We start from the raw sequence: 25,099 nt of genomic DNA on the forward strand, positions 1-25,099 counted from the left end.
ATACCAGTCGAATACGCAGGTTATGCGAGACAGGCTGAAAAGTGGCTTTTTGTTCCCTTTATGAAATTTATACGACCGTTTTTTCAGCGTTTAACGTGAATTTTTTGCAGAGTAACTATTTAATAACCCTATGATGTCAAATTATGAGCAGCCGCCATATGAATTGTAAATTGTTTGTACTAGCATAATCCAAATTCTTATTTCACTCGTCGGACCTTCCTCCTGGCGGCACAGCGTCTCTGGATAAAGCGGTAATGAATAAACAATACCAGCGGGTTTTGGTGACTACCCCACATCCTTTACTGCGACTTGTCTGTCTGGGCCTGGTCACCTTCATCTTTACGTTATTCTCTCTGGAGCTTACTCGCTTCGGAATGATGCTGGCCCCGCTCTGGTTCCCGACGTCAATTATGATGGTGGCGTTTTACCGTCACGCAGGGAAAATGTGGCCCGGTATCGCGCTGGCCTGCTCGTTTGGCAACGTCCTGGCGTCCTGGATGCTGTTTTCCTGGGAGTCCCTTAGCCTCGTCTATACCGTCGTCAACGTTATAGAGGCGTGCGTCGGTGCCTTGCTGCTGCGCAGGCTGCTGCCGTGGTATAACCCGCTGCAAAACCTCAATGACTGGGTCCGTCTGGCCATCGGCAGCGCCCTGATCCCACCGCTCATTGGCGGCGTGCTGATCCATTTTCTGGTGCCGGGCGCTGAACCGCTGCGCAATTTTCTCGTCTGGGTTTTGTCAGAATCCATCGGGGCGCTTGCGATTGTGCCGTTAGGGTTGCTGTTTAAACCCCACTACCTGCTGCGCCATCGCAACCCGAGGCTGCTGCTGGAAACGCTGATGACGATGGCCGTCACGCTCGTTCTGAGCTGGGCGGCCATCACCTGGCTCCCCTGGCCGTTTACCTGCGTCATCGTGCTGCTGATGTGGAGCGCCGTGCGTTTACCGCGCATGGAAGCCTTTATGGTGTTTTTGGTCACCGTGATGGTGGTTTCGATGATGATTGCGCGGGACCCCTCATCGCTGGCAACGCAGCACTCCAGCGCCATGCTGAATGCGCCCTGGCTGCCGTTCCTGATGTTACTCCTGCCCGCTAACGTCATGACGATGGTGATGTACGCCTTTCGCGCCGAACGTAAGCACATCACCGAAAGCGAAGAGCGCTTTCGTAACGCGATGGAGTATTCCGCTATCGGCATGGCGCTGGTCGGCATTGAAGGCCAGTGGCTGCAGGCCAACAAAGCGCTGTGCAATTTTTTAGGCTACAGCCAGTCAGAGCTGCAGTCGCTCACCTTCCAGCAGTTGACCTGGCCGGAAGATCTCAACACCGATCTGGAGCAGCTCGACCAGCTGGTGAACGGCGATATCAACACCTACAGCCTGGAAAAGCGCTACTACACCCGCGACGGTGAGGTGGTCTGGGCGCTGCTCGCCGTCTCGGTCGTGCGCCACGCCGACGGCACGCCGCTCTACTTTATCGCCCAGATAGAAGACATTAACGATCTCAAGCACACCGAATGGGTCAACAAACGCCTGATGGAGCGCATTACCCTCGCCAACGAAGCCGGCGGCATCGGAATCTGGGAGTGGGACCTGGAGCCTGACGTGATTAGCTGGGATAAACGAATGTTTGAGCTGTACGACATCCCTGCCCACATCAAACCGACGTGGCAGCTCTGGCACGAGGCGATGCTGCCCGAGGATCGCGAACATGCCGAGCAGGTGCTCCGGGACTCGCTGATGGCGAGGCTGCCCTTCAAGCTTGAGTTTCGGATACGCGTCAAGGAAGGCGTTCGCCATATTCGCTCCCTGGCAAATCGGGTGCTGAATAAGCAGGGTGAAGTCGAACGCCTGCTCGGCATCAATATGGACATGACCGAGGTGAAGCAGCTGAACGAAGCCCTGTTCCAGGAAAAAGAGCGTTTGCACATTACGCTCGACTCCATCGGCGAAGCGGTGCTGTGTACGGACGTCGACATGAACGTCACCTTTATGAATCCGGTGGCGGAGAAAATGAGCGGCTGGCTGCAAACCGAGGCCATCGGACAGCCGATTCTGAAAGTGCTGCACATTACCTTCGGAGAAAAAGGCCCGTTGATGGAGAATATTCACAGCGGCGATATGTCCCGTACCGATATCGAGCAGGACGTGGTCCTTAACTGCCGCACCGGCGGCTACTTTGATATTCATTACAGCATCACCCCGCTCAGCACCCTGGACGGGCAAAACATTGGATCGGTGCTGGTGATTCAGGACGTTACCGAATCGCGTAAAATGCTGCGCCAGCTGAGCTACAGCGCTTCGCATGATGCTCTTACCCATCTTGCCAACCGCGTGAGCTTCGAAAACCATCTCAAGCGGCTGCTGCAAACCGTTCAGGAGACGCGCCAGCGTCATGCCCTGGTGTTTATCGATCTCGATCGCTTTAAGGCGGTGAACGACTCGGCGGGCCATGCGGCGGGTGATGCCCTGCTGCGGGAACTGTCGTCATTAATGCTAACCATGCTGCGCTCCAGCGACGTGCTTGCGCGTCTGGGCGGGGATGAGTTCGGTCTGCTGCTGCCGGACTGCAATATCGAAAGCGCCCGCTATATTGCGGGCCGGTTGATCCACGCCATCAACGACTACCACTTTATGTGGGAAGGACGCCTGCATCGCATCGGTGCCAGCGCCGGGATCACCCTGATCGATGAAAACAACGTTCAGGCATCGGAAATCATGTCGCAGGCCGACATCGCCTGCTATGCCTCGAAAAATAGCGGGCGCGGCGTCGTCACGGTCTACGAACCGCAGCAGGAGCGAATCCACAGCACGCGCAGCATGATGTCGCTTGACGAGCAGTGGCACATGATCAAGGACAATCACCTGATGATGATTGCCCGCAGCGTCGCCTCCCCGCGCATTCCTGAAAGCTGCAATTTCTGGCTAATTTCGCTCCGCCTGTGGACAAGCCAGGGAGAAGTGCAGGAAGAACACGCCTTCCGTTCTGGCCTGGCGGAACCTGAACTGCTGCACGCCCTCGACAGACGCATTTTTAGCGAGTTCTTCCGCACGTACGCGGCGCAGGTCGCGAGCAAAGGCATGGGGGTGGCGCTGCCGCTCTCGGAGGCCGGGCTAGCCAGCGTCACGCTGGTCGCCGAACTGCTCGAACTGCTGGAGAAAGGCACGCTGCCGGGTCGTCTTCTGCATCTGGTGATTAACGTCGACGTGGTGCGTAATCCGGATGAGAACGTTCAGCAGGGGCTGCAAAAGCTCCGTCATGCGGGGTGTCGCGTGGTGCTGAGCCAGGTGGGGCGCGATATGAACGTCTTTAATCACCTGAGCGCCAACGTTGCCGATTACCTGATGCTGGACGCGGAGGTCGTGACCAACGTGCACGGCAACCTGATGGACGAAATGTTGGTGACCATCATTCAGGGCCATGCCCAGCGCCTGGGAATGCAAACCATCGCCGGGCCGAGCAATCAGCCGATGATGATGGATACGCTCTCAGGGATCGGCATCGATTTTATCTACGGTGACACCATCGGCGAGCCGCAGCCGCTGGAGCTACTTCTGAATACCAGCTATTTCGCCATCAACTGACGGCGTCCAGCCGTCGGTATACCAGATGTGCAGCAGCGCGTATGAACGCCAGGGCTGCCAGCGCAGGGCATACCGGCGAATTTGCGCGGGCGTCATCCCGGCAAAGCGCTGCTTGATCAGATAATCATCCGGCAGAAACACATCTTTGGCCTGCCAGCCGCGCAGGGCAAGGTAGTTTGCCGTCCATCGCCCTATCCCGGGCCGCTGCTGCAACGCCTTCATCCCCGCCTCAATATCCGCTGGCGGGAGCAGCGGAAACGTCCCGTCGACGACGGACTGCGCCAGATGAATCAGTGACTCCGCCCGTTTGACCGGCATGCCGAGCGCTTTTAACGCCAGCGGGTCGGCTGCGGCCAGCGCCTGCGGCGTCGGGAAACAGAGATACTCCGGCGCATCCTTCACCGGCTCACCGCACAGCGCCACCACGCGCGACGCCAGCTTCGCCGCCATCGCCACGCTCACCAGCTGCCCGAGGATCGCCCGCACGCCCTGCTCGTACGCATCCACCGCGCCCGGCAGACGCAGGCCGGGACGGGCAGCGCCGAGGTCGCCAAGGGTGCGCGCAACGTCCTCGGGATCGCAGGTCAGATCGAACAGGCGTTCAATACGGTCAAGACACGTTGTTGCTATCGGGATTAAGCCGGGGCTGAGGGTCACGACCAGCGTAGGGGCGTTACTCTCCGGCGTGACGCGAAAAACGCCCTGATGCCCCTCGCAGGCAAAGCTGCGTTCGTAATAGCTGTCGGTGACGGTCTCGACGCCCGTGACCGCACGCGCACGTAAAAATCCCAACATCCACTGCAAGTCATAAGGGGGTTGCCACGTCAGGGTATACATTCTTGCTCCTTTTTTATTCCTCACAGCATAAACGGAAAAAGCGCGTTTCGCCTTGCTGACATATTCCTGTTGTCGCCGGAGAGACATTTCGCTAAAGTCTCGCCCCTTCTCACCGGCATGGGGATTTCTACGTGTTTATTGGATTTGACTACGGTACGGCAAACTGCTCGGTTGCGATTATGCAAAACGGACAGCCGCAGCTCCTGAAAATGGAAAAAGAGAGCACGCTGCTGCCGTCGATGCTCTGCGCGCCGACGCGTGAAGCGGTGAGCGAATGGCTGTTCCGCCATCATCAGGTGCCGGCCACCGCCGCGGAGTCTCAGGCGCTGCTTCGCCGCGCGGTCAGCTTCAACCGCGAGGAGGACATCGAGGTTACGCCGTCCAGCGTGCAGTTCGGCCTCTCTTCGCTCGGGCACTACATCGAAGACCCTGAAGAAGTCTACTTCGTTAAGTCACCGAAATCCTTCCTGGGCGCCAGCGGCCTGAAGCCGCAGCAGGTGGCGATGTTTGAGGATCTGGTGTGCGCCATGATGCTGCACATCCGCAATCAGGCGCAGACGCAGGTTCCGGATGCCATCACCCAGGCGGTGATAGGCCGCCCGATTAACTTCCAGGGGCTGGGCGGCGGCGAGGCGAACCAGCAGGCGCAGGGAATTCTTGAGCGCGCGGCGCACCGTGCGGGCTTCCGCGACGTGGTGTTCCAGTATGAGCCGGTTGCGGCAGGGCTGGATTTTGAAGCCACGCTGACGGAAGAAAAACGCGTGCTGGTGGTGGATATCGGCGGGGGGACAACAGACTGCTCGCTGCTGCTGATGGGGCCCGAGTGGCATCATCGTCGCGATCGTGAAAACAGCCTGCTGGGGCACAGCGGCTGCCGCGTGGGCGGTAACGATCTGGATATCGCCCTGGCGTTCAAGAGCCTGATGCCGCTGCTCGGCATGGGCGGGCAGACGGAAAAAGGTATCGCCCTGCCGATCCTGCCGTGGTGGAACGCCATCGCCATCAACGACGTCCCGGCGCAGAGTGATTTTTACAGCACCGCCAATGGCCGCTTCCTCAACGATCTGGTGCGCGACGCGCAGGACGCCGACAAGGTCGCGTTGCTGTATAAGGTGTGGTGCCAGCGTCTGAGCTACCGCGTGGTGCGCACCGCCGAAGAGAGCAAAATTGCCCTTTCCGATCGCGCTGAACACGCCGTCTCACTGCCGTTTATCAGCGACGATCTCGCCACGGCGATCTCTCAGGATGGCCTCGAAACCGCGCTCGCTCAGCCGCTGCAGCGCATTCTGGAACAGGTTCATCTGGCGCTGGAAAACGGCAAAGAGAAGCCGGATGTTATTTACCTGACCGGCGGTAGCGCCCGTTCGCCGCTGATCAAAAAAGCGCTGGCGGAACAGCTGCCGGGCATCCCGATTGCCGGGGGCGATGACTTTGGCTCCGTTACCGCAGGGCTGGCGCGCTGGGCGCAGGTGGTGTTTAGCTAGTGCGGTTGTGCCGGGTGGCGGCTTCGCCTTACCCGGCCTACAAAATCTAACGTTGGTGCGGCCTGGTGCCCTCACCCCGGCCCTCTCCCACAGGGAGAGGGAGAACACCCGGCAAAAAAGATCCCCACTCTCAGACCATTCCTGACAGTCTTCCATATTTCCTCCATTTTTCTGCCGTGTTGCCTGACTAAACTAGTATCATTCCCCGAAGTGTTTCAGGATGAGAACGTATAACGATGAAAGGCCGTAACAAATCCCGCTGGGCAATCGCCGCTGGCATCATTGTGGTGGCGATTGCTGCCGCCTGGTACTGGCACAGCCAATCCGCGAACTCCCCTGCACCCGCCGGTGCAAACAGCCCGTCACAGCGGCCAGCCGCCGCTGGCCGTCGGGGCATGCGCGGCGGTGCCTTAGCGCCCGTTCAGGCGGCGACGGCGGTCAGTAAGGCGGTGCCTCGTTATCTTTCCGGGCTGGGGACGATTACCGCGGCAAACACCGCTACCGTTCGCAGCCGCGTCGACGGCCAGCTGATGGCGATCCACTTCCAGGAAGGCCAGCAGGTGAAGGCCGGGGATTTGCTGGCGGAAATCGATCCAAGCCAGTTTAAGGTCGCGCTCGCGCAGGCCCAGGGGCAGCTTGCAAAAGATAAAGCCACGCTCGCTAATGCCCGTCGCGATTTAGCGCGCTACCAGCAGCTGGTGAAAACCAACCTCGTGTCGCGTCAGGAGCTGGATACCCAGCAGTCGCTGGTCAGCGAAACGCAGGGCACCATTAAAGCCGACGAAGCCGCCGTCGCCAGCGCGCAGCTGCAGCTGGACTGGAGCCGCATCACCGCGCCAATTGACGGACGCGTGGGCCTGAAACAGGTTGATATCGGCAACCAGATCTCCAGCGGCGACACCACGGGCATCGTGGTCATCACCCAGACCCACCCGATTGATTTAGTCTTTACCCTGCCGGAAAGCGAAATTGCAACCGTGGTGCAGGCGCAAAAAGCCGGAAAGGGGCTGGTCGTCGAAGCCTGGGACCGCACCAACAAGCAGAAGCTGAGCGAAGGTACTCTGCTCAGCCTGGATAACCAGATCGACACCACTACCGGCACCATCAAGCTGAAGGCGCGCTTTAACAACCAGGACGATGCCCTCTTCCCGAACCAGTTCGTCAATGCGCGGATGCTGGTCGCTACCGAAGAAAACGCGGTCGTGATCCCAACGGCTGCGCTGCAGATGGGCAACGAAGGTAACTTCGTCTGGGTGCTGAACAGCGACAATAAGGTCAGCAAGCATCTGGTGAAAACCGGGATTCAGGACAGCCAGACGGTAGCGATCGCCGCCGGGCTTTCCGCTGGCGACCGCGTGGTGACGGACGGCATCGACCGCCTGACCGAAGGGGCGAAGGTAGAAGTGGTTGAACCGGCGAAACAGGGAGCGAAAGCCTGATGCAGGTCATGCCGCCAGGCTCCACAGGTGGGCCGTCACGCCTGTTTATTATGCGCCCCGTTGCCACCACGCTGCTGATGGTGGCGATCCTGCTCGCCGGGATTATCGGCTACCGCTTCCTGCCCGTTTCGGCGCTGCCGGAAGTGGATTACCCTACCATTCAGGTGGTCACGCTTTATCCTGGCGCCAGCCCGGACGTGGTGACCTCCGCGATAACCGCCCCGCTGGAGCGCCAGTTCGGCCAGATGTCCGGCCTGAAGCAGATGTCCTCCCAAAGCTCAGGCGGCGCATCGGTGGTCACGCTGCAGTTCCAGCTGACGCTGTCGCTGGACGTTGCCGAGCAGGAGGTACAGGCCGCCATCAACGCCGCCACCAACCTGCTGCCGTCCGACCTGCCTAACCCGCCGGTCTACAGCAAGGTGAACCCGGCGGACCCGCCGATCATGACGCTTGCCGTGACCTCGTCCGCCATGCCGATGACGCAGGTGGAAGACATGGTTGAAACCCGCGTGGCGCAGAAAATTTCTCAGGTGTCCGGCGTCGGTCTGGTCACGCTGGCGGGCGGGCAGCGCCCCGCCGTGCGCGTGAAGCTGAACGCGCAGGCCATTGCCGCGCTCGGGCTGACCAGTGAAACCGTCCGCACCGCCATCAGCAGCGCCAACGTTAACTCCGCGAAAGGTTCGCTGGACGGCCCCACCCGCGCCGTGACGCTCTCCGCGAACGACCAGATGCAGTCTGCCGATGAATACCGCCAGCTGATTATTGCTTACCAGAACGGCGCGCCGGTGCGTCTGGGCGACGTGGCGACCGTGGAGCAAGGGGCCGAAAACAGCTGGCTGGGCGCGTGGGCTAACAGGCAGCAGGCGATCGTGATGAACGTGCAGCGCCAGCCGGGCGCGAACATCATCGACACCGCCGACAGCATTCGCACCATGCTGCCGGAGCTGATTGAAAGCCTACCGAAATCGGTGAGCGTGAAGGTGCTCTCTGACCGCACCACCAACATTCGCGCCTCCGTGACCGACACCCAGTTCGAGCTGATGCTGGCGATCGCGCTGGTCGTCATGATCATTTACCTGTTCCTGCGCAACGTCCCGGCGACCATTATTCCCGCCGTCGCCGTGCCGCTCTCGCTGGTCGGCACCTTTGCGGTGATGGTGTTCCTCGACTTTTCGATTAACAACCTGACGCTGATGGCGCTAACCATCGCCACCGGGTTCGTGGTGGACGATGCCATCGTCGTTATCGAGAACATTTCGCGCTATATCGAGAAAGGCGAAAAGCCGTTAGCCGCCGCGCTGAAGGGCGCAGGGGAAATCGGCTTCACCATTATCTCGCTGACCTTCTCGCTGATCGCGGTGCTGATCCCGCTCCTGTTTATGGGCGATATCGTCGGGCGGCTGTTCCGCGAGTTTGCGGTCACGCTGGCGGTCGCCATTTTGATCTCCGCCATCGTCTCGCTGACGCTGACGCCGATGATGTGCGCCCGCATGCTGAGCGTTGAGTCCCTGCGCAAGCAGAACCGCTTCTCGCGCGCCTCCGAACGGATGTTTGAGCGCATTATTGCCGCCTACGGCCGCGTGCTGGCGAAAGTCCTGAACCATCCGTGGGCCACCCTCGGCGTGGCGCTGGGGACGCTGGCCCTCAGCGTGATGCTGTGGATTTTCATTCCGAAAGGCTTCTTCCCGATTCAGGACAACGGCATTATTCAGGGTACGCTCCAGGCGCCGCAGTCGGTCTCCTTCGCCAACATGGCGCAGCGCCAGCAGCAGGTCTCTGAAATCATCATGAAAGACCCGGCGGTAGAGAGCCTCACCTCCTACGTCGGCGTGGACGGCACCAACCCGTCGCTGAACAGCGCCCGCCTGCAAATCAACCTCAAACCGCTGGATGACCGCGACGACCGCATTAACGCCGTCATTGAGCGTCTGCAACACGCCGTCGATCGCGTGCCGGGGATTGAGCTTTACCTGCAGCCGACTCAGGATTTGACCATCGATACGCAGGTCAGCCGCACGCAGTATCAGTTTACGCTGCAGGCCACCACGCTTGAGGCGCTCAGCACCTGGGTGCCGCAGCTGGTGGATAAACTGCAAGGTCTGCCGCAGCTCGCGGACGTCAGCAGCGACTGGCAGGATAAGGGTCTGGCGGCCTACGTGAACGTCAACCGTGATACCGCAAGCCGTCTCGGCATTACCATGTCTGACGTGGATAACGCGCTGTACAACGCCTTCGGTCAGCGCCTGATATCCACCATTTACACCCAGGCGAACCAGTATCGCGTGGTGCTGGAGCACAATACTGAAAACACCCCGGGGCTCGCCGCGCTGGACTCGGTGCGCCTGACCAGCAAAGACGGCGGCATTGTGCCGCTCAGCGCCATCGCCACCGTGGAGGAGCGCTTTACCCCGCTGTCGATTAACCATCTGGATCAGTTCCCGTCCACCACCATTTCGTTCAACGTGCCGGACGATTACTCGCTGGGCGAAGCCGTTGAGGCGATTCTTGCCGCCGAGAAAGATCTGAGCTTCCCGTCCGATATTCAGACCCAGTTCCAGGGCAGCACGCTGGCGTTCCAGGCCGCGCTGGGCAACACCGTCTGGCTGGTCGTGGCGGCGGTGGTGGCGATGTATATCGTGCTCGGGGTGCTGTACGAGAGCTTTATCCACCCCATCACGATCCTCTCCACCCTGCCAACGGCGGGCGTAGGGGCCTTGCTGGCGCTGATGCTGGCGGGGAGCGAACTGGACGTGATCGCGATTATCGGCATCATCCTGCTGATCGGCATCGTGAAGAAAAACGCCATCATGATGATCGACTTCGCCCTGGCCGCCGAGCGCGAGCAGGGGATGTCGCCGCGCGACGCTATCTTCCAGGCCTGTCTGCTGCGTTTCCGTCCGATCCTGATGACCACCCTCGCTGCCCTGCTTGGCGCACTGCCGCTGATGCTCAGCACCGGCGTCGGCGCGGAATTACGCCGCCCGCTGGGGATCGGCATGGTCGGCGGCCTGCTGGTCAGCCAGGTGCTGACGTTGTTCACCACGCCGGTGATCTACCTGCTGTTTGACCGCCTGGCGCTGTGGACCAAAAGCCGCTTCCCGAAGCGTGAAGAGGAGGCGTAGGTGAAGTTTTTTGCCCTCTTCATTTACCGCCCGGTGGCGACGATTTTAATTTCGCTCGCCATTACCCTCTGCGGCGTGCTCGGCTTCCGGCTGCTGCCGGTCGCCCCGCTGCCGCAGGTGGATTTCCCGGTGATCATGGTCAGCGCATCGCTGCCGGGCGCGTCGCCGGAAACCATGGCGTCGTCCGTCGCCACGCCGCTGGAACGCTCGCTCGGGCGCATTGCCGGGGTCAACGAGATGACCTCCAGCAGCTCGCTGGGCAGCACGCGCATCATTCTGGAATTCAACTTCGACCGCGACATTAACGGCGCGGCGCGCGACGTGCAGGCGGCGATTAACGCCGCGCAAAGCCTGCTGCCGAGCGGGATGCCGAGCCGCCCTACCTACCGCAAGGCCAACCCGTCCGACGCGCCGATCATGATCCTGACGCTCACCTCGGACACCTACTCCCAGGGGCAGCTGTACGACTTCGCCTCCACGCAGCTGGCGCAGACCATCGCCCAAATCGACGGCGTGGGTGACGTGAGCGTCGGCGGCAGCTCCCTGCCCGCCGTGCGCGTGGGCCTGAACCCGCAGGCGCTGTTTAATCAGGGCGTGTCGCTGGACGACGTGCGCACCGCCATCAGCAACGCCAACGTGCGCAGGCCGCAGGGGGCCATTGAGGACGGCAGCCACCGCTGGCAGCTCCAGACCAACGACGAACTGAAAACCGCCGCCGAATACCAGCCGCTGATTATCCACTACAACAACGGCGCGGCGGTGCGCCTGAGCGACGTGGCCAGCGTTACCGACTCGGTGCAGGACGTGCGTAACGCCGGGATGACCAACGCTAAGCCGGCCATTTTGCTGATGATCCGCAAGCTGCCGGAAGCCAACATCATTCAGACGGTCAACAGCATCCGCGAGCGCTTGCCGGAGCTACAGGAGACCATTCCGGCGGCCATCGATCTGCAGATTGCGCAGGATCGCTCCCCGACCATTCGCGCCTCGCTTGAGGAGGTCGAGCAAACGCTGATTATCTCCGTGGCGCTGGTGATCCTGGTGGTGTTCCTGTTCCTGCGCTCGGGCCGGGCGACGCTGATCCCGGCGGTGGCCGTGCCGGTGTCGCTGATCGGCACCTTTGCCGCCATGTACCTGTGCGGCTTTAGCCTCAACAACCTGTCGCTGATGGCCCTGACAATTGCGACGGGCTTCGTGGTGGATGATGCCATCGTGGTGCTGGAGAATATCTCCCGCCATCTGGAAGCGGGCATGAAGCCGCTGCAGGCGGCGCTTCAGGGGACGCGCGAGGTCGGTTTTACCGTGCTCTCCATGAGCCTGTCGCTGGTGGCGGTGTTCCTGCCGCTGCTGCTGATGGGCGGGCTGCCGGGCAGACTGCTGCGTGAATTTGCCGTCACGCTTTCCGTCGCTATCGGCATCTCGCTGGTTATCTCGCTCACGCTCACGCCGATGATGTGCGGCTGGATGCTCAAGCGCAGCAAGCCGCGCTCCCAGCCGCGCCGGAAGGGCTTCGGTCGTTTCCTGATGGCGATGCAGGAAGGCTACGGAAAATCGCTGAAGTGGGTACTGAACCACACGCGGCTGGTTGGGCTGGTGCTTATCGCCACCATTGGGCTGAACGTCTGGATGTACATTACCATCCCGAAAACCTTCTTCCCCGAGCAGGACACCGGCGTGCTGATGGGCGGCATTCAGGCCGACCAGAGCATTTCGTTCCAGGCGATGCGCGGCAAGCTGCAGGACTTTATGAAGATCATTCGTGAAGATCCGGCGGTGGATAACGTGACCGGCTTTACCGGCGGCTCGCGCGTCAACAGCGGGATGATGTTTATCACCCTCAAATCGCGCGGCGAGCGTGAAGAAACCGCGCAGCAGGTGATCGACCGCCTGCGCGTGAAGCTCGCCAAAGAGCCGGGGGCGAATCTGTTTTTGATGGCCGTTCAGGATATCCGCGTCGGCGGTCGTCAGGCCAACGCCAGCTATCAGTACACCCTGCTTTCGGATGATTTAGCCGCCCTGCGCGAGTGGGAGCCGAAGATCCGCAAAGCGCTGGCGGCCCTGCCGGAGCTGGCCGACGTCAACTCGGATCAGCAGGACAACGGCGCGGAGATGGCCCTCACCTACGATCGTGAAACCATGTCGCGGCTGGGCATTGACGTGGCCGCGGCCAACAGCCTGCTGAATAACGCCTTCGGCCAGCGTGAAATTTCCACCATCTACCAGCCGATGAACCAGTACAAGGTGGTGATGGAGGTTGACCCGCGCTACACCCAGGACATCAGCGCGCTGGACAAGATGTTTGTGATCAACAGCGACGGCAAAGCGATCCCGCTGTCGTACTTCGCCAGCTGGCAGCCGTCGAACGCGCCGCTCTCGGTGAACCATCAGGGGCTTTCCGCCGCCTCGACCGTGTCGTTCAACCTGCCAACCGGTTCGTCGCTCTCTGAGGCCAGCGATGCGATCAACCGCGCGATGACCCAGCTGGGCGTGCCGTCCACCGTGCGCGGCAGCTTTGCCGGTACCGCACAGGTATTCCAGGATACGATGAATTCACAGGTGATCCTGATTCTGGCAGCTATCGCAACGGTTTATATCGTGCTGGGCGTGCTGTATGAGAGCTACGTCCACCCGCTAACCATCCTCTCGACCCTGCCGTCGGCGGGCGTGGGCGCGCTGCTGGCGCTGGAGCTGTTCGGTGCCCCGTTTAGCCTCATCGCGCTTATCGGGATCATGCTGTTAATAGGCATTGTGAAGAAAAACGCGATCATGATGGTGGACTTCGCGCTGGACGCCCAGCGCAACGGCGACCTGACGCCGGAGGACGCTATCTTCCAGGCCTGCCTGCTGCGCTTTCGCCCGATCATGATGACCACGCTGGCGGCGCTGTTTGGCGCGCTGCCGCTGGTGATTTCCGGCGGTGACGGCTCTGAGCTGCGCCAGCCGCTGGGGATCACCATCGTCGGCGGGCTGGTGATGAGCCAGCTGCTGACGCTGTACACCACGCCAGTGGTTTATCTTTTCTTTGACCGCCTGCGGCTGCGTTTTTCACGTAAAAACAGAACCACGGTGACCGAGTAAATGACCGATCTTCCCAGTAACGTTCGCTGGCAGCTGTGGATAGTCGCGTTCGGCTTCTTCATGCAGTCGCTGGATACGACTATCGTCAATACCGCCCTCCCCTCAATGGCGAAAAGCCTGGGGGAGAGCCCGCTGCATATGCATATGGTGATTGTCTCCTACGTGCTGACGGTGGCGGTGATGCTGCCCGCCAGCGGCTGGCTGGCGGACAAAGTGGGCGTGCGGAACATCTTCTTTACCGCCATCGTGCTGTTTACCGCAGGCTCGCTGTTTTGCGCGCAGGCCAACACGCTCGACCAACTGGTGATGGCGCGCGTGCTGCAGGGCGTCGGCGGCGCGATGATGGTGCCGGTCGGGCGGCTAACGGTGATGAAGATCGTTCCGCGCGAGCAGTACATGGCGGCGATGACCTTCGTGACGCTTCCCGGCCAGGTGGGGCCGCTGCTGGGCCCGGCGCTGGGCGGCATTCTGGTGGAGTACGCCTCCTGGCACTGGATCTTCTTAATCAACCTGCCGGTCGGCATTGTCGGCGCCATCGCCACCCTGTCGCTGATGCCGAACTACAAAATGCAAACGCGACGCTTTGATTTCGTCGGTTTTATCCTGCTGGCGGCCGGTATGGCGACGCTTACGCTGGCGCTCGACGGGCAGAAGGGGCTGGGGATTTCATCCCTGACGCTGGGCATTCTGGTTGCCCTCGGCATTACCGCCATTGCAGGGTATCTGTGGCACGCTCGCGGAAACGACAAGGCGCTGTTTAACCTTAACCTCTTTAAAAATCCTACCTACCGCCTTGGCCTGTTCGGCAGCTTTGCCGGGCGCATCGGCAGCGGCATGCTGCCGTTCATGACGCCCGTATTTTTGCAGATCGGCATGGGCTTCTCGCCGTTCCACGCGGGGCTGATGATGATCCCGATGGTGCTCGGCAGCATGGGGATGAAGCGCATCGTGGTGCAGGTGGTGAACCGCTTTGGCTATCGTCACGTGCTGGTCGCCGCCACGCTGGGGCTGGCGCTGGTCAGCCTGCTGTTTATGGCCGTGGCGCTGATGGGCTGGTACTACCTTCTGCCGCTGGTGCTGTTCTGCCAGGGGATCGTCAACTCGATGCGCTTCTCGTCGATGAACACCCTGACGCTGAAGGATCTGCCGGACGAGCTGGCGAGCAGCGGCAATAGCCTGCTGTCGATGATCATGCAGCTCTCCATGAGCGTGGGCGTGACCATTGCGGGGCTGCTGCTCGGCATGTACGGGCAGCATCACCTCAGCGTCGACACCCCGGTCGCCCATCAGGTCTTTTTATACACCTATCTCAGCATGGCGGTGATTATCGCCCTGCCCGCTTTTATCTTTGCCCGGGTTCCGGATGATACCAGTAAGAACGTCGTGATCCGACGCGGCAAAAGGAGTGCACCATGAAATTCTGGCGTCCCGGCATTACCGGCAAGCTCTTTGTGGCGATATTTGCCACCTGTATCGTCCTGCTGATCACCATGCACTGGGCGGTGCGGGTCAGCTTTGAGCGCGGGTTTATTGACTACATCAAGCACGGCAACGAGCAGCGCCTGCAGGGCCTGAGCGATGCGCTGGGCGAGCAGTATACGCAGCACGGCAACTGGCGTTTTTTGCGCAATAACGATCGCTTCGTCTTTCAGATCCTGCGCTCGCTGGAGCACGACAATGACGACGACCGCCCGGGCCCCGGCATGCCGCCGCACGGCTGGCGCACCCAGTTTTGGGTGATCGATCAGGATATGCGCGTCCTGGTTGGCCCACGCGCGCCGGTGCCGCCGGACGGCACGAAGCGCGCCATCGTCTCTAACGGGGCTACCGTGGGCTGGGTAATCGCCTCGCCGGTCGAGCGGCTGACGCGCAACACCGATATCAACTTTGACCGCCAGCAGCGCCAGACCAGCTGGCTGATTGTCGCCCTCTCGACGCTGCTCGCCGCGCTCGCCACCTTCCCGCTGGCGCGCGGCCTGCTGGCGCCGGTTAAGCGCCTGGTGGAAGGCACGCACAAGCTGGCCGCAGGCGATTTTTCCACCCGCGTCGACACCCGCAGCCAGGACGAGCTGGGCAAGCTGGCGCAGGACTTCAACCAGCTCGCCAGCACGCTGGAGAAGAACCAGCAGATGCGCCGCGACTTTATGGCCGATATTTCGCACGAGCTGCGTACCCCGCTGGCGGTGCTGCGCGGCGAGCTGGAGGCGATACAGGACGGCGTGCGCCAGTTCACCCCCGAGTCCGTGGCCTCGCTGCAGGCGGAAGTGGGCACGCTCACCAAGCTGGTGGACGACCTGCATCAGCTCTCCATGTCCGACGAAGGGGCGCTCGCCTACCAGAAAGCGCCGGTAGACGTCATCAACATTCTGGAAGTGATCAGCGGCGCGTTCCGCGAGCGCTTCGCCAGCCGCAACCTGACCATTGACCTCTCCCTGCCTGACAGCGCCGTGGTGTTTGGCGACAGGGACCGCCTGATGCAGCTGTTCAATAACCTGCTGGAGAACAGCCTGCGCTACACCGACAGCGGCGGCGGGCTGCATATTTCCGGCAGGCAGGAAAACGGGCGCTTCGCCCTCACCTTCGCGGACTCCGCCCCCGGCGTGCAGGACGCGCAGCTGGAGAGACTGTTTGAGCGCTTCTACCGCACTGAAGGGTCGCGCAATCGCGCCAGCGGCGGCTCCGGGCTGGGGCTGGCGATTTGCGTTAACATCGTCGAAGCCCACAACGGCACACTCCGCGCCGCCCATTCGCCTTTTGGCGGGGTTAGCATTACAGTAGAGTTACCTCTGGAACGGGATTTATCGAGAGAAGCATGACCGAATTACCGATTGACGAAAACACGCCGCGCATTTTGATTGTGGAAGACGAGCCTAAGCTTGGGCAGCTGCTGATCGACTATCTACGCGCGGCCAGCTACGCCCCGTCGCTGATTAATCATGGCGATCGGGTATTGCCCTACGTGCGCCAGACGCCGCCGGATCTGATCCTGCTGGACCTGATGCTGCCGGGCACCGACGGCCTGACCCTGTGCCGGGAGATCCGTCGCTTTTCCGACGTGCCGATCGTCATGGTCACCGCAAAAATTGAAGAGATTGACCGCCTGCTGGGCCTCGAAATTGGCGCGGACGATTACATCTGCAAGCCGTACAGCCCGCGCGAGGTGGTGGCCCGCGTGAAGACCATTCTGCGCCGCTGCAGGCCGCAGCGCGAGCTGCAGGTGCTGGATGCCGAAAGCCCGCTGATTGTCGACGAAAGCCGCTTCCAGGCGAGCTGGCGGAGCAAGCTTTTGGATCTCACTCCTGCGGAGTTCCGCCTGCTGAAAACCCTCTCCCACGAGCCGGGAAAAGTGTTTTCCCGCGAACAGTTGCTGAACCACCTGTATGACGACTACCGCGTGGTCACCGACCGCACCATCGACAGCCACATCAAAAACCTGCGCCGCAAGCTGGAGGCGCTGGACGCCGACCAGTCGTTTATCCGCGCGGTGTACGGCGTGGGGTATCGCTGGGAAGCGGATGCGTGCAGGATTGCCTGACAACATATCCCCTCACCCTGCCCTCTCCCCAAAGGGGAGAGGGTGTTTGAGTCCCCTCTCCCCTTTGGGGAGAGGGTTAGGGTGAGGGGTAATGACTCTTTACCTCCCTGCCCCGCAGCGCTACAATGCCCGCCCTTAAAGTGGGGGATCTCCCCTTACCGCTGCACCAGGTGCACGCGGATCTGACCTGTCATCAGAACGAGAACAAACATGTTTAAACCGGAACTCCTTTCCCCGGCGGGAACGCTGCAAAATATGCGTTACGCTTTCGCCTATGGTGCCGATGCGGTGTACGCGGGCCAGCCGCGCTACTCGCTGCGCGTGCGCAACAACGAATTCAACCACGAGAACCTGCAGCTCGGCATCAACGAAGCGCACGCCCTGGGCAAAAAATTCTACGTGGTGGTGAACATTGCGCCGCACAACGCCAAGCTTAAAACGTTTATTCGCGACCTGAAGCCGGTGGTGGATATGGGGCCGGACGCGCTGATCATGTCGGACCCGGGTTTAATCATGCTGGTTCGGGAGAACTTCCCGGAGATGGATATTCACCTTTCCGTGCAGGCCAACGCCGTCAACTGGGCGACGGTGAAGTTCTGGAAGCAGATGGGGCTCACCCGCGTCATTCTATCTCGCGAACTGTCTCTGGAAGAGATCGAAGAGATCCGCACCCAGGTGCCGGATATGGAAATCGAGATTTTCGTCCACGGCGCGCTGTGCATGGCCTACTCCGGCCGTTGCCTGCTCTCTGGCTATATCAACAAGCGCGACCCGAACCAGGGCACCTGCACCAACGCCTGCCGCTGGGAATATAACGTCCAGGAAGGCAAAGAGGATGACGTTGGCAACATCGTGCACAAGCACGAGCCGATCCCGGTCACCAACGTCGAGCCAACGCTGGGCGTCGGCGCGCCAACCGACAGCGTGTTTATGATTGAAGAAGCCAAGCGTCCTGGCGAGTACATGACCGCCTTTGAAGACGAGCACGGCACCTACATTATGAACTCGAAAGACCTGCGCGCCATCGCGCACGTCGAGCGCCTGACGCAGATGGGCGTGCACTCGCTGAAAATCGAAGGCCGTACCAAGTCATACTACTACTGTGCCCGTACCGCGCAGGTGTACCGCAAAGCCATCGACGATGCGGCAGCCGGTAAACCGTTCGATACCACCCTGCTGGAACCCCTGGAAGGCCTGGCGCACCGCGGCTATACCGAAGGCTTCCTGCGTCGTCACACCCACGACGATTATCAGAACTACGAGCACGGCTACTCCATTTCTGAGCGCCAGCAGTTTGTCGGCGACTTCACCGGCGAGCGTAAAGGCGCGCTGGCGGCCGTGGCGGTAAAAAACAAATTCACCAAAGGCGACAGCCTGGAACTCATGACCCCACAGGGCAACATGAACTTCCGTCTGGAGCATCTGGAAAACAAAAAAGGTGAAGCGATCGACGTCGCGCCGGGCGACGGTCACGTGGTCTGGCTGCCGGTTCCGGAAGAAGTTGAGCTGGAGTTTGCGCTGCTGATGCGCAATTTTGAAGGCGAAAGCACCCGTAATCCGCACGGTAAATAGTCAATCAACGGGATTTTTTCACGCTGGGATAATTCTTAGAAACGGATCACATACCGCTTCGTTCAATACGGGTATTATCCCACCCGCTGAAAAACATAACCCATAAATGCTAGCTGTACCAGGAACCACCTCCTTAGCCTGCGTAATCTCCCTTACGCGGGCTTATTTTTTGCCTTTCATCCTGTTCTTACCCGCTTTTTACTTCTCTGGGATACACTCTTTCTAAAGCAAAAAAAGGGAGCAACCCGGATGGCAACCTATCCAGACAGTTTATTGATTCTCAATGGCAAAAGCGCGGGCAACGATGTGCTTCGCCAGGCCATTACCGATTTACGGGAAGACGGTGCGCGCATACACGTGCGGGTGACGTTTGAAAAAGGCGACGCGGCGCGTTATATCGATGAAGGTATACGCCTGGGCGTCGGGACCATTATTTCCGGCGGCGGCGACGGAACCATCAACGAAATCGCGGGCGCGCTCATCGATCTGCAGCCAGCCGATCGTCCGGTAATGGGCATTTTACCGCTCGGTACGGCGAATGATTTCGCCACCAGCGCCGGCATTCCTGAAGATTTGAACAAAGCCCTGCAGCTGGCAATCCTGGGTAAGGCCACTGCGGTTGATATCGCTCAGGTGAATGACCAAACCTGCTTTATCAATATGGCGACGGGCGGCTTCGGTACGCGCATCACCAGCGAAACGCCGGAAAAGCTGAAGGCGGCGCTGGGCGGCGTCTCGTATCTGATCCACGGCCTGATGCGCATGGACACCCTTAAGCCCGACCGCTGCGAAATCAACGGCGAAAACTTCCACTGGCAGGGCGACGCGCTGGTGATTGGCATCGGCAACGGGCGTCAGGCGGGCGGCGGTCAGCAGCTTTGCCCTGAGGCGCTGATTAACGACGGTCAACTGCAGCTGCGTATTTTTACCGGTGACGGCCTGCTGCCCGCGCTGTTCACGACGCTGACGCAGCCCGAGGAAAGCCCAAATATTATTGCTGGAAAATCCGCCTGGTTTGAGGTGATCGCCCCGCACGGCATGACGTTTAACCTTGATGGCGAACCGCTGAGCGGAGAGAAATTCCGCATCGAAGTTGTTCCCGGCGCGCTGCAGTGCAGGCTGCCGCCGGACTGTCAGCTCTTGCGCTGAGGTTTTGTCGGGTGGCGGCTACGCCTTACCCGACCTACTGTACCGAGCGCGTAGGCCGGGTAAGGCGTAGCCGCCACCCGGCTAAAAACCGCACAACCCTAATAAATCGCCACCTCTCGCGCCATCTCGCGCGAATACTGCTGGCTGGCATTGACCAGCATCCGCGTATAGTCGGTTTTGGCCTGCCCGGCGACCAGCGCGTCGACGGTCAGGCTTTCGAGGATTTTACCGTACTGCATCACCGCCACCTTCTGGCACAGGTGGGCAATCACGCCCAGATCGTGCGTCACCATCAGGTAGGTCAGATTCGACTCGCGCTGAAGCTCCGCCAGCAGGTTGAGGATTTCCGCCTGCACGGAGACGTCCAGCGCCGAGGTCGGCTCGTCCAGCAGCAGCACCTGCGGCTCCAGAATTAACGCCCGGGCAATCGCCACGCGCTGGCGCTGGCCGCCGGAAAGCTGGTGCGGATAGCGATCGCGAAACGCCCGGTTCAGCCCCACCTTGTCCAGCAAGGTATAAATGCGCCGCTCCCGATCGCCGATGCCGTGGATCTGCAGCGGCTCCTCCAGAATATCCCCGATAGTGTGGCGCGGATGCAGCGAACCGTACGGGTCCTGAAACACCATCTGCACCCAACGACACCGTTCCCGGCTAATGCGCTTTTCCAGCGGCCTGCCGTCAATCGCCAGCTCGCCGTCCCAGTGGGTAAACAGCCCGGCCAGGCATTTGAGCACCGTGGTTTTGCCCGAGCCGGACTCTCCCACCAGGCCATAAATCTCGCCCTCCTTCACGCTGATGTTTACGTCATCCAGCACCTGATTGCGCTTCTCGCCCTCGCCGAACGCCAGGTTGAGGTGGTTAATCTCGATCATCTTTGCTCCTTAGTCGGTAAGCCAGCTGGCCTGACGCTGTAATACCGGCAGCGTCGGGCGGCGATGGTTGATTTCCGGCAGCGCGCTGATCAAGCCCTGCGTGTACGGATGCTTCGCGTTGTGCAGGTCTTTCGCGGCAATGGACTCCACCACGCGCCCGGCGTACATCACCAGCACCCGGTCGCAGAAGCTGCGCACCAGGCTGATGTCGTGGCTGATAAAGATCAGCCCAAGCCCGCGGGACTGCACCAGGTCGTCGAGCAGTCCGAGCACCTGTAAGCGCACCGACACGTCCAGCGCCGAGGTCGGTTCGTCGGCAATCACCAGCTCCGGCTCAGCGATCAGCATCATGGCAATCATGATGCGCTGCCCCTGCCCGCCGGAAATCTCGTGCGGATAGAGGTGATACACCCGCTCGGGCTGGCGAATGCGCACGACGTCGAGCATCTCCAGCACTTTGGCCCTGGCTTCGGCCCTGCGCCCCGGATGATGCGTCAGCCAGGCTTCAGCAATCTGATCGCCCACGCAGACCACCGGGTTGAGCGAGTATTTCGGGTCCTGCATGATCATCGAGATACGCTTGCCGCGAATGCCGCGCATCTGCGCCTCGCTGACGGCCTGTAAATCGACGTCGCCAAACTGCATCCGCGCGGCGCTGATTTGCGCTTTGGCCGGATGCAGGCGCAGCAGCGCCCGCCCGACGGTAGATTTGCCGGAGCCGGACTCGCCGACGATCGCCAGCTTTTCGCGTCCGAGCTGGAAAGAGACGCCGCGCACCGCGTGGGTGACCGCGCCGCCGTTGATGAAATCGACGTGGAGATCGCACACGTCGAGCAGAGGGTTATTCGCTGCGGGGATCGAGGATGTCACGGAGGCCATCTCCTAAGAAGTTGAACGCCAGGCTGTTGATCAGGATCGCCAGCCCCGGAATAGTGACCACCCACCAGCACTCCATCATGTAGGTGCGGCCGCTTGAGATCATCGCGCCCCACTCCGGCTCCGGCGGCTGGGCGCCGAGGCCGAGAAAGCCCAGCCCGGCGGCGGTGAGAATGATGCCCGCCATGTTCATGGTGATGCGGATAATCACCGACGGCAGGCACAGCGGCACGATGTGGCGCCACAGCACGCGGGCCGGTGACGCCCCCTGCAGGCGCACGGCGGAGATAAAATCGGCCTGTCGCAGGGAGAGCGTTTCGGCGCGCGCCAGACGGGCGATCGGCGGCCAGGCGGTGAGCGTAATTGCTATCACTACGTGCTCCAGCCCGGGACCGAGCGCCGCCACAAACGCCAGCGCCAGCACCAGGCTCGGGAAGGAGATAAAGATATCGGTTACGCGCATCAGCACGGCATCAACCTTGCCGCCGAAATAACCTGCGGTGACGCCCAGCAGCAGCCCCAGCGGGCCGACGGTCACGGAGACCAGCAGCACGATATAGAGCGTGATGCGCGATCCGTACACCAGGCGGCTGAAGATGTCGCGGCCAAACTCGTCGGTGCCGAACCAGTGCTGCGCGTTCGGGGCGGCGAGCGCGTTGCTAAGGTTCTGAACCAGCGGGTTGTACGGGGCAATCAGCGGCGCAAAGGCCGCCACGATCAGCAGCAGCAGGATAATCCCGCCGCCGATGGCGGTGAGCGGGTTGCGCGCCATCTTGCCGACAAAACCGGCGGCGCGGCCCAGCGCGCGCCTGATACGCTGGCGGCTTTCTGACGGCCCTGCCCCCAGCGGCGTATCCAGAGAAACGGTCATGATTTCGTCCTCGGGTCAAAGAGTTGATACAGCATGTCGGAGAGCAGGTTGAGCATCACGAAGATAACCCCCACCAGCAGCACGCAGCCCATCACCGCGTTCATATCCCCGAGCAGCAGGCTGCCGGTGAGATACGAGCCGAAGCCCGGCCAGGAGAAGACGGTCTCGATCAGCACTGCCCCTTCCAGCAGCGAGCCATAGGCCAGCGCCACCACCGTCAGCAGCTGTACGAGGATGTTCCGAAACGCATGGTTCCAGATCACCTGACGTTCGGTCAGGCCTTTCACCCGCGCGGTGATGATGAACTCCTGCGACAGCTGCGCCAGCATAAAGCTGCGGGTCATGCGGCTGATGTAGGCCAGCGAGTGGAAGCCAAGCAGCGAAGCGGGCAGCACCAGATGGTTAACGGCGTTCCAGAACACCGCGCCGTTCCCGGCCAGCAGCGCATCCACCGTCATCAGCCCGGTGCGCCGCGGGACTAAGCCCTCCAGCCCCAGATCCAGACGCCCTGCGCCTCCCACCCAGCCAAGCCAGGCGTAGAACAGCAGCAGCCCCATCATCCCGACCCAGAAAATAGGCGTCGAGTAGCCCGCCAGGCTGATGATGCGCACCACGTAGTCGGAAACGCTGTTGCGCCGCGCCGCCGCCAGCACGCCGAGCGGAATGCCGAGGCCCGCGCCGACGATAATCGCCATCGTCGCCAGCTCAAGCGTCGCCGGGAAGACGCGCAGGATATCGGCGGTCACCGGCTTGCCCGTCAGCAGCGCGTTGCCCAGATCGCCGTGCAGCAGGTTGCTGAGGTAAATGCCGAACTGCGTCAGCAGCGATTTATCGAACCCCAGCTGGTGATACACCTGCTGGTAGGTGCCGTGGTCGGCATCCGGGCCGACGATCGCCAGCACCGGGTCGACGGGCATCACGCGGCCGATGAAAAAGGTCAGCAGCAGCAGGCCGAACAGCGTCACCAGCACCTGCCTCAGCCGCTTTGAGAAGCGCCGGGTCCGGGAGCCGGGAGAGAGGATCGCCACGCTCATTTGTCACCTCCGGTTTTGTAGACGTCGCGCAGGAAAGTGGTGGCCGACGGGTGCGACTGGAAGTTCTTCACCTCGTTACGCACCACCACAGAATCCACCATCTGCGACAGGGGGATCATCGCCGGGATCAGTTCGTCGTAGCGCACCTGGATCTGCTGGTACTCGGCAATCTGTTTCTTCGGATCGCGCTCCAGCAGGGCCTTGTCGATCATTTCGTTAAGCGGCTTATCGTAAAAGCTGGTGCGCCAGCCCTGGAAGTTGGTTAGACGCGCTTCGTCGCTGTTGTCCGGGTTGTAGACCAGCGCGCGCAGGCTTGAGTGCGGGTGCGGCTCTACCCCGCTGCCGCCGCGCCCGACCAGCATGTCGAACCTGCGCTCGCGCATCGCGCCGTAAATCTGGTTCCCGGTGCCGGTGATGATTTTGGCGTTGATCCCCGCCTGCATCAGCGTCGACTGCACGGCGATAGCGATGTTGAGGAACGGCTGATCCGCCAGCACCCGCAGGGTGGTATCAAACCCGTCCGGGTAGCCCGCCTCCGCCAGCAGCTTTTTGGCGCGCGGGATATGGAGCCTGTAGCCCGGGTCCGGCAGCGTGGACGGCATACCGGCCTTGATCGGGCGCTGGTGCAGCACGCCGTAGCCCGGCATCAGGGCGTTATTGATGCCCTGATAGTCAATCAGATAACGCACCGCCTCGCGCACCTTCGGGTTGGCGAAATGGGCTTCTTTCATGCTCATCGCCACGTAGTAGACCGTGCCCTTTTGCACGGCCTCGACGGTAAGCTGCGGGTCCTTGCGCAGGGCGTTGATGTCCGCCACCGCCATGTTGTTGGCAACGTCGAGGTCGCCCTTTTCAATCATCAGGCGCAGGGTTTGCGACTCCTGGAAATGGCGCAGCACCACGCGGCTCATCTTCGGCGTTTCCCGCCAGTAGTGCGGGTTGCGCTGCATGCGCAGCACGTCTTTCGCCTGCCAGGTTTCCAGCATAAACGGCCCGGAACCGGCTTCGTTGGTGGTCAGCCAGCGGTTGCCCCAGTCGTTGTTGACCGCGTGCTGCTGCACCGTTTTGCTGTCGAGCACGCCGAGGTTGCCGAGCGCGCCAAGGGAGTAGATCACCAGCTGCGGGTCGTTGGCTTTTGGCAGGACAATCTGCACCGTATATGCATCCGGAGCGCTGATTTGGCTATCGATATTTTTCTTTGAAAAACCGTAGGATTTCCACACCGAGGCCTGCGCCAGGTTGAGGTGCAGCAGGCGGCGCATCGACCAGACCACGTCCTCCGCCGTCAGCGGATTACCGGAATGGAACGTTACGTCATCGCGCAGGTGGAAGGTCAGGGTTTGACGGTCCGGTGAAATATCCCAGGACGTCGCCAGCGCGGGCCTGACGTGGGTGAGTTCGTTCGGGTCCAGCTCCACCAGCGAGTCGTAGAGATTGACCACAATACCGACCACCTCGTTACCGGTCATTGCGGCCGGATCGAGGGTCAGAAGGTTGTTCATATTCATGCCGATGATGAGCTGGTCCGGCGGCGTTTTGGCGACCGCCGCACCGCTCCCCATCATCAGCGAGAGCGCGAGCAGGCACGCCCCGGCTAAAGGAGATCGTTTCATGTATATATCGCCTGTAGGGTACGTTTTTATCTG

Annotated in this window: 16 protein-coding genes; 10 read left to right on the forward strand and 6 right to left on the reverse strand. The window is 61.1% G+C overall.

Going from position 1 to position 25,099, the window contains the following annotated elements; all coding sequences use genetic code 11:
• The first annotated feature begins 254 nt into the window (after positions 1 to 254).
• Positions 255 to 3,584, forward strand: coding sequence for a diguanylate cyclase (locus tag VPX56_RS14705; protein WP_326467272.1), 3,330 nt, complete (start codon positions 255 to 257; stop codon positions 3,582 to 3,584).
• Here the strand turns inward: VPX56_RS14705 and alkA are convergent.
• Complete coding sequence (gene alkA / locus VPX56_RS14710) at positions 3,549 to 4,421, reverse strand: DNA-3-methyladenine glycosylase 2 (protein WP_326467274.1); 873 nt, start codon at positions 4,419 to 4,421, stop codon at positions 3,549 to 3,551. The genes VPX56_RS14705 and alkA overlap by 36 nt on opposite strands.
• Positions 4,422 to 4,552: 131 nt before the next feature.
• Between alkA and yegD the strand changes: the two genes are divergently transcribed.
• The 9 genes from yegD (at position 4,553) to yegS (ending at position 19,800) form a co-directional block, all read left to right on the forward strand.
• Positions 4,553 to 5,905: a molecular chaperone gene (yegD, locus tag VPX56_RS14715; protein WP_326467276.1), complete on the forward strand. Its 1,353-nt coding sequence runs from the start codon at positions 4,553 to 4,555 to the stop codon at positions 5,903 to 5,905.
• A gap of 236 nt (positions 5,906 to 6,141) precedes the next feature.
• Complete coding sequence (locus VPX56_RS14720) at positions 6,142 to 7,344, forward strand: MdtA/MuxA family multidrug efflux RND transporter periplasmic adaptor subunit (protein ID WP_263610252.1); 1,203 nt, start codon at positions 6,142 to 6,144, stop codon at positions 7,342 to 7,344.
• Positions 7,344 to 10,466, forward strand: coding sequence for an MdtB/MuxB family multidrug efflux RND transporter permease subunit (locus tag VPX56_RS14725; protein ID WP_326467278.1), 3,123 nt, complete (start codon positions 7,344 to 7,346; stop codon positions 10,464 to 10,466). Before VPX56_RS14720 ends, VPX56_RS14725 begins: the two co-directional genes overlap by 1 nt.
• Positions 10,467 to 13,544, forward strand: a complete 3,078-nt coding sequence (gene mdtC / locus VPX56_RS14730) for a multidrug efflux RND transporter permease subunit MdtC (protein WP_326467280.1) — start codon at positions 10,467 to 10,469, stop codon at positions 13,542 to 13,544.
• A complete protein-coding gene (gene mdtD, locus VPX56_RS14735; protein WP_326467282.1) occupies positions 13,545 to 14,960 on the forward strand; it encodes an MFS transporter in 1,416 nt (471 codons plus the stop codon).
• The gene (gene baeS / locus VPX56_RS14740; RefSeq protein WP_263610256.1) at positions 14,957 to 16,360 is read left to right on the forward strand and encodes an envelope stress sensor histidine kinase BaeS; all 1,404 of its coding nucleotides are present in this window, start codon (positions 14,957 to 14,959) and stop codon (positions 16,358 to 16,360) included. The genes mdtD and baeS overlap by 4 nt, the downstream gene beginning before the upstream one ends.
• Complete coding sequence (baeR, locus tag VPX56_RS14745) at positions 16,357 to 17,079, forward strand: envelope stress response regulator BaeR (protein WP_131635032.1); 723 nt, start codon at positions 16,357 to 16,359, stop codon at positions 17,077 to 17,079. Before baeS ends, baeR begins: the two co-directional genes overlap by 4 nt.
• A 210-nt stretch (positions 17,080 to 17,289) precedes the next feature.
• The gene (trhP, locus tag VPX56_RS14750; RefSeq protein WP_326467286.1) at positions 17,290 to 18,651 is read left to right on the forward strand and encodes a prephenate-dependent tRNA uridine(34) hydroxylase TrhP; all 1,362 of its coding nucleotides are present in this window, start codon (positions 17,290 to 17,292) and stop codon (positions 18,649 to 18,651) included.
• Between the two features lie 249 nt (positions 18,652 to 18,900).
• Entirely contained in the window at positions 18,901 to 19,800 is a 900-nt protein-coding gene (gene yegS / locus VPX56_RS14755) for a lipid kinase YegS (RefSeq protein ID WP_326467288.1), read from the forward strand.
• Positions 19,801 to 19,898: 98 nt separating this feature from the next.
• Here yegS and VPX56_RS14760 read toward each other — a convergent pair whose 3' ends face one another.
• The 5 genes from VPX56_RS14760 to VPX56_RS14780 are packed head-to-tail and all read right to left on the reverse strand — an operon-like array spanning position 19,899 to position 25,066.
• On the reverse strand, positions 19,899 to 20,672 hold the full coding sequence (locus tag VPX56_RS14760) for an ABC transporter ATP-binding protein (RefSeq protein ID WP_326467290.1): 774 nt from the start codon (positions 20,670 to 20,672) through the stop codon (positions 19,899 to 19,901).
• Between the two features lie 9 nt (positions 20,673 to 20,681).
• Positions 20,682 to 21,542 carry an ABC transporter ATP-binding protein gene (locus VPX56_RS14765; protein WP_326467292.1) on the reverse strand — a complete coding sequence of 287 codons (861 nt, stop codon included), beginning with the start codon at positions 21,540 to 21,542 and terminating at the stop codon, positions 20,682 to 20,684.
• Positions 21,514 to 22,419 carry an ABC transporter permease gene (locus VPX56_RS14770; RefSeq protein ID WP_326467294.1) on the reverse strand — a complete coding sequence of 302 codons (906 nt, stop codon included), beginning with the start codon at positions 22,417 to 22,419 and terminating at the stop codon, positions 21,514 to 21,516. The genes VPX56_RS14765 and VPX56_RS14770 overlap by 29 nt, the downstream gene beginning before the upstream one ends.
• The gene (locus VPX56_RS14775) at positions 22,416 to 23,453 is read right to left on the reverse strand and encodes an ABC transporter permease (RefSeq protein ID WP_326467296.1); all 1,038 of its coding nucleotides are present in this window, start codon (positions 23,451 to 23,453) and stop codon (positions 22,416 to 22,418) included. The genes VPX56_RS14770 and VPX56_RS14775 overlap by 4 nt, the downstream gene beginning before the upstream one ends.
• Entirely contained in the window at positions 23,450 to 25,066 is a 1,617-nt protein-coding gene (locus tag VPX56_RS14780) for an ABC transporter substrate-binding protein (protein ID WP_326467298.1), read from the reverse strand. Before VPX56_RS14780 ends, VPX56_RS14775 begins: the two co-directional genes overlap by 4 nt.
• Positions 25,067 to 25,099 lie beyond the last annotated feature (33 nt).

Source organism: Enterobacter wuhouensis, from assembly GCF_035835995.1.
Taxonomy (GTDB): domain Bacteria; phylum Pseudomonadota; class Gammaproteobacteria; order Enterobacterales; family Enterobacteriaceae; genus Enterobacter; species Enterobacter wuhouensis.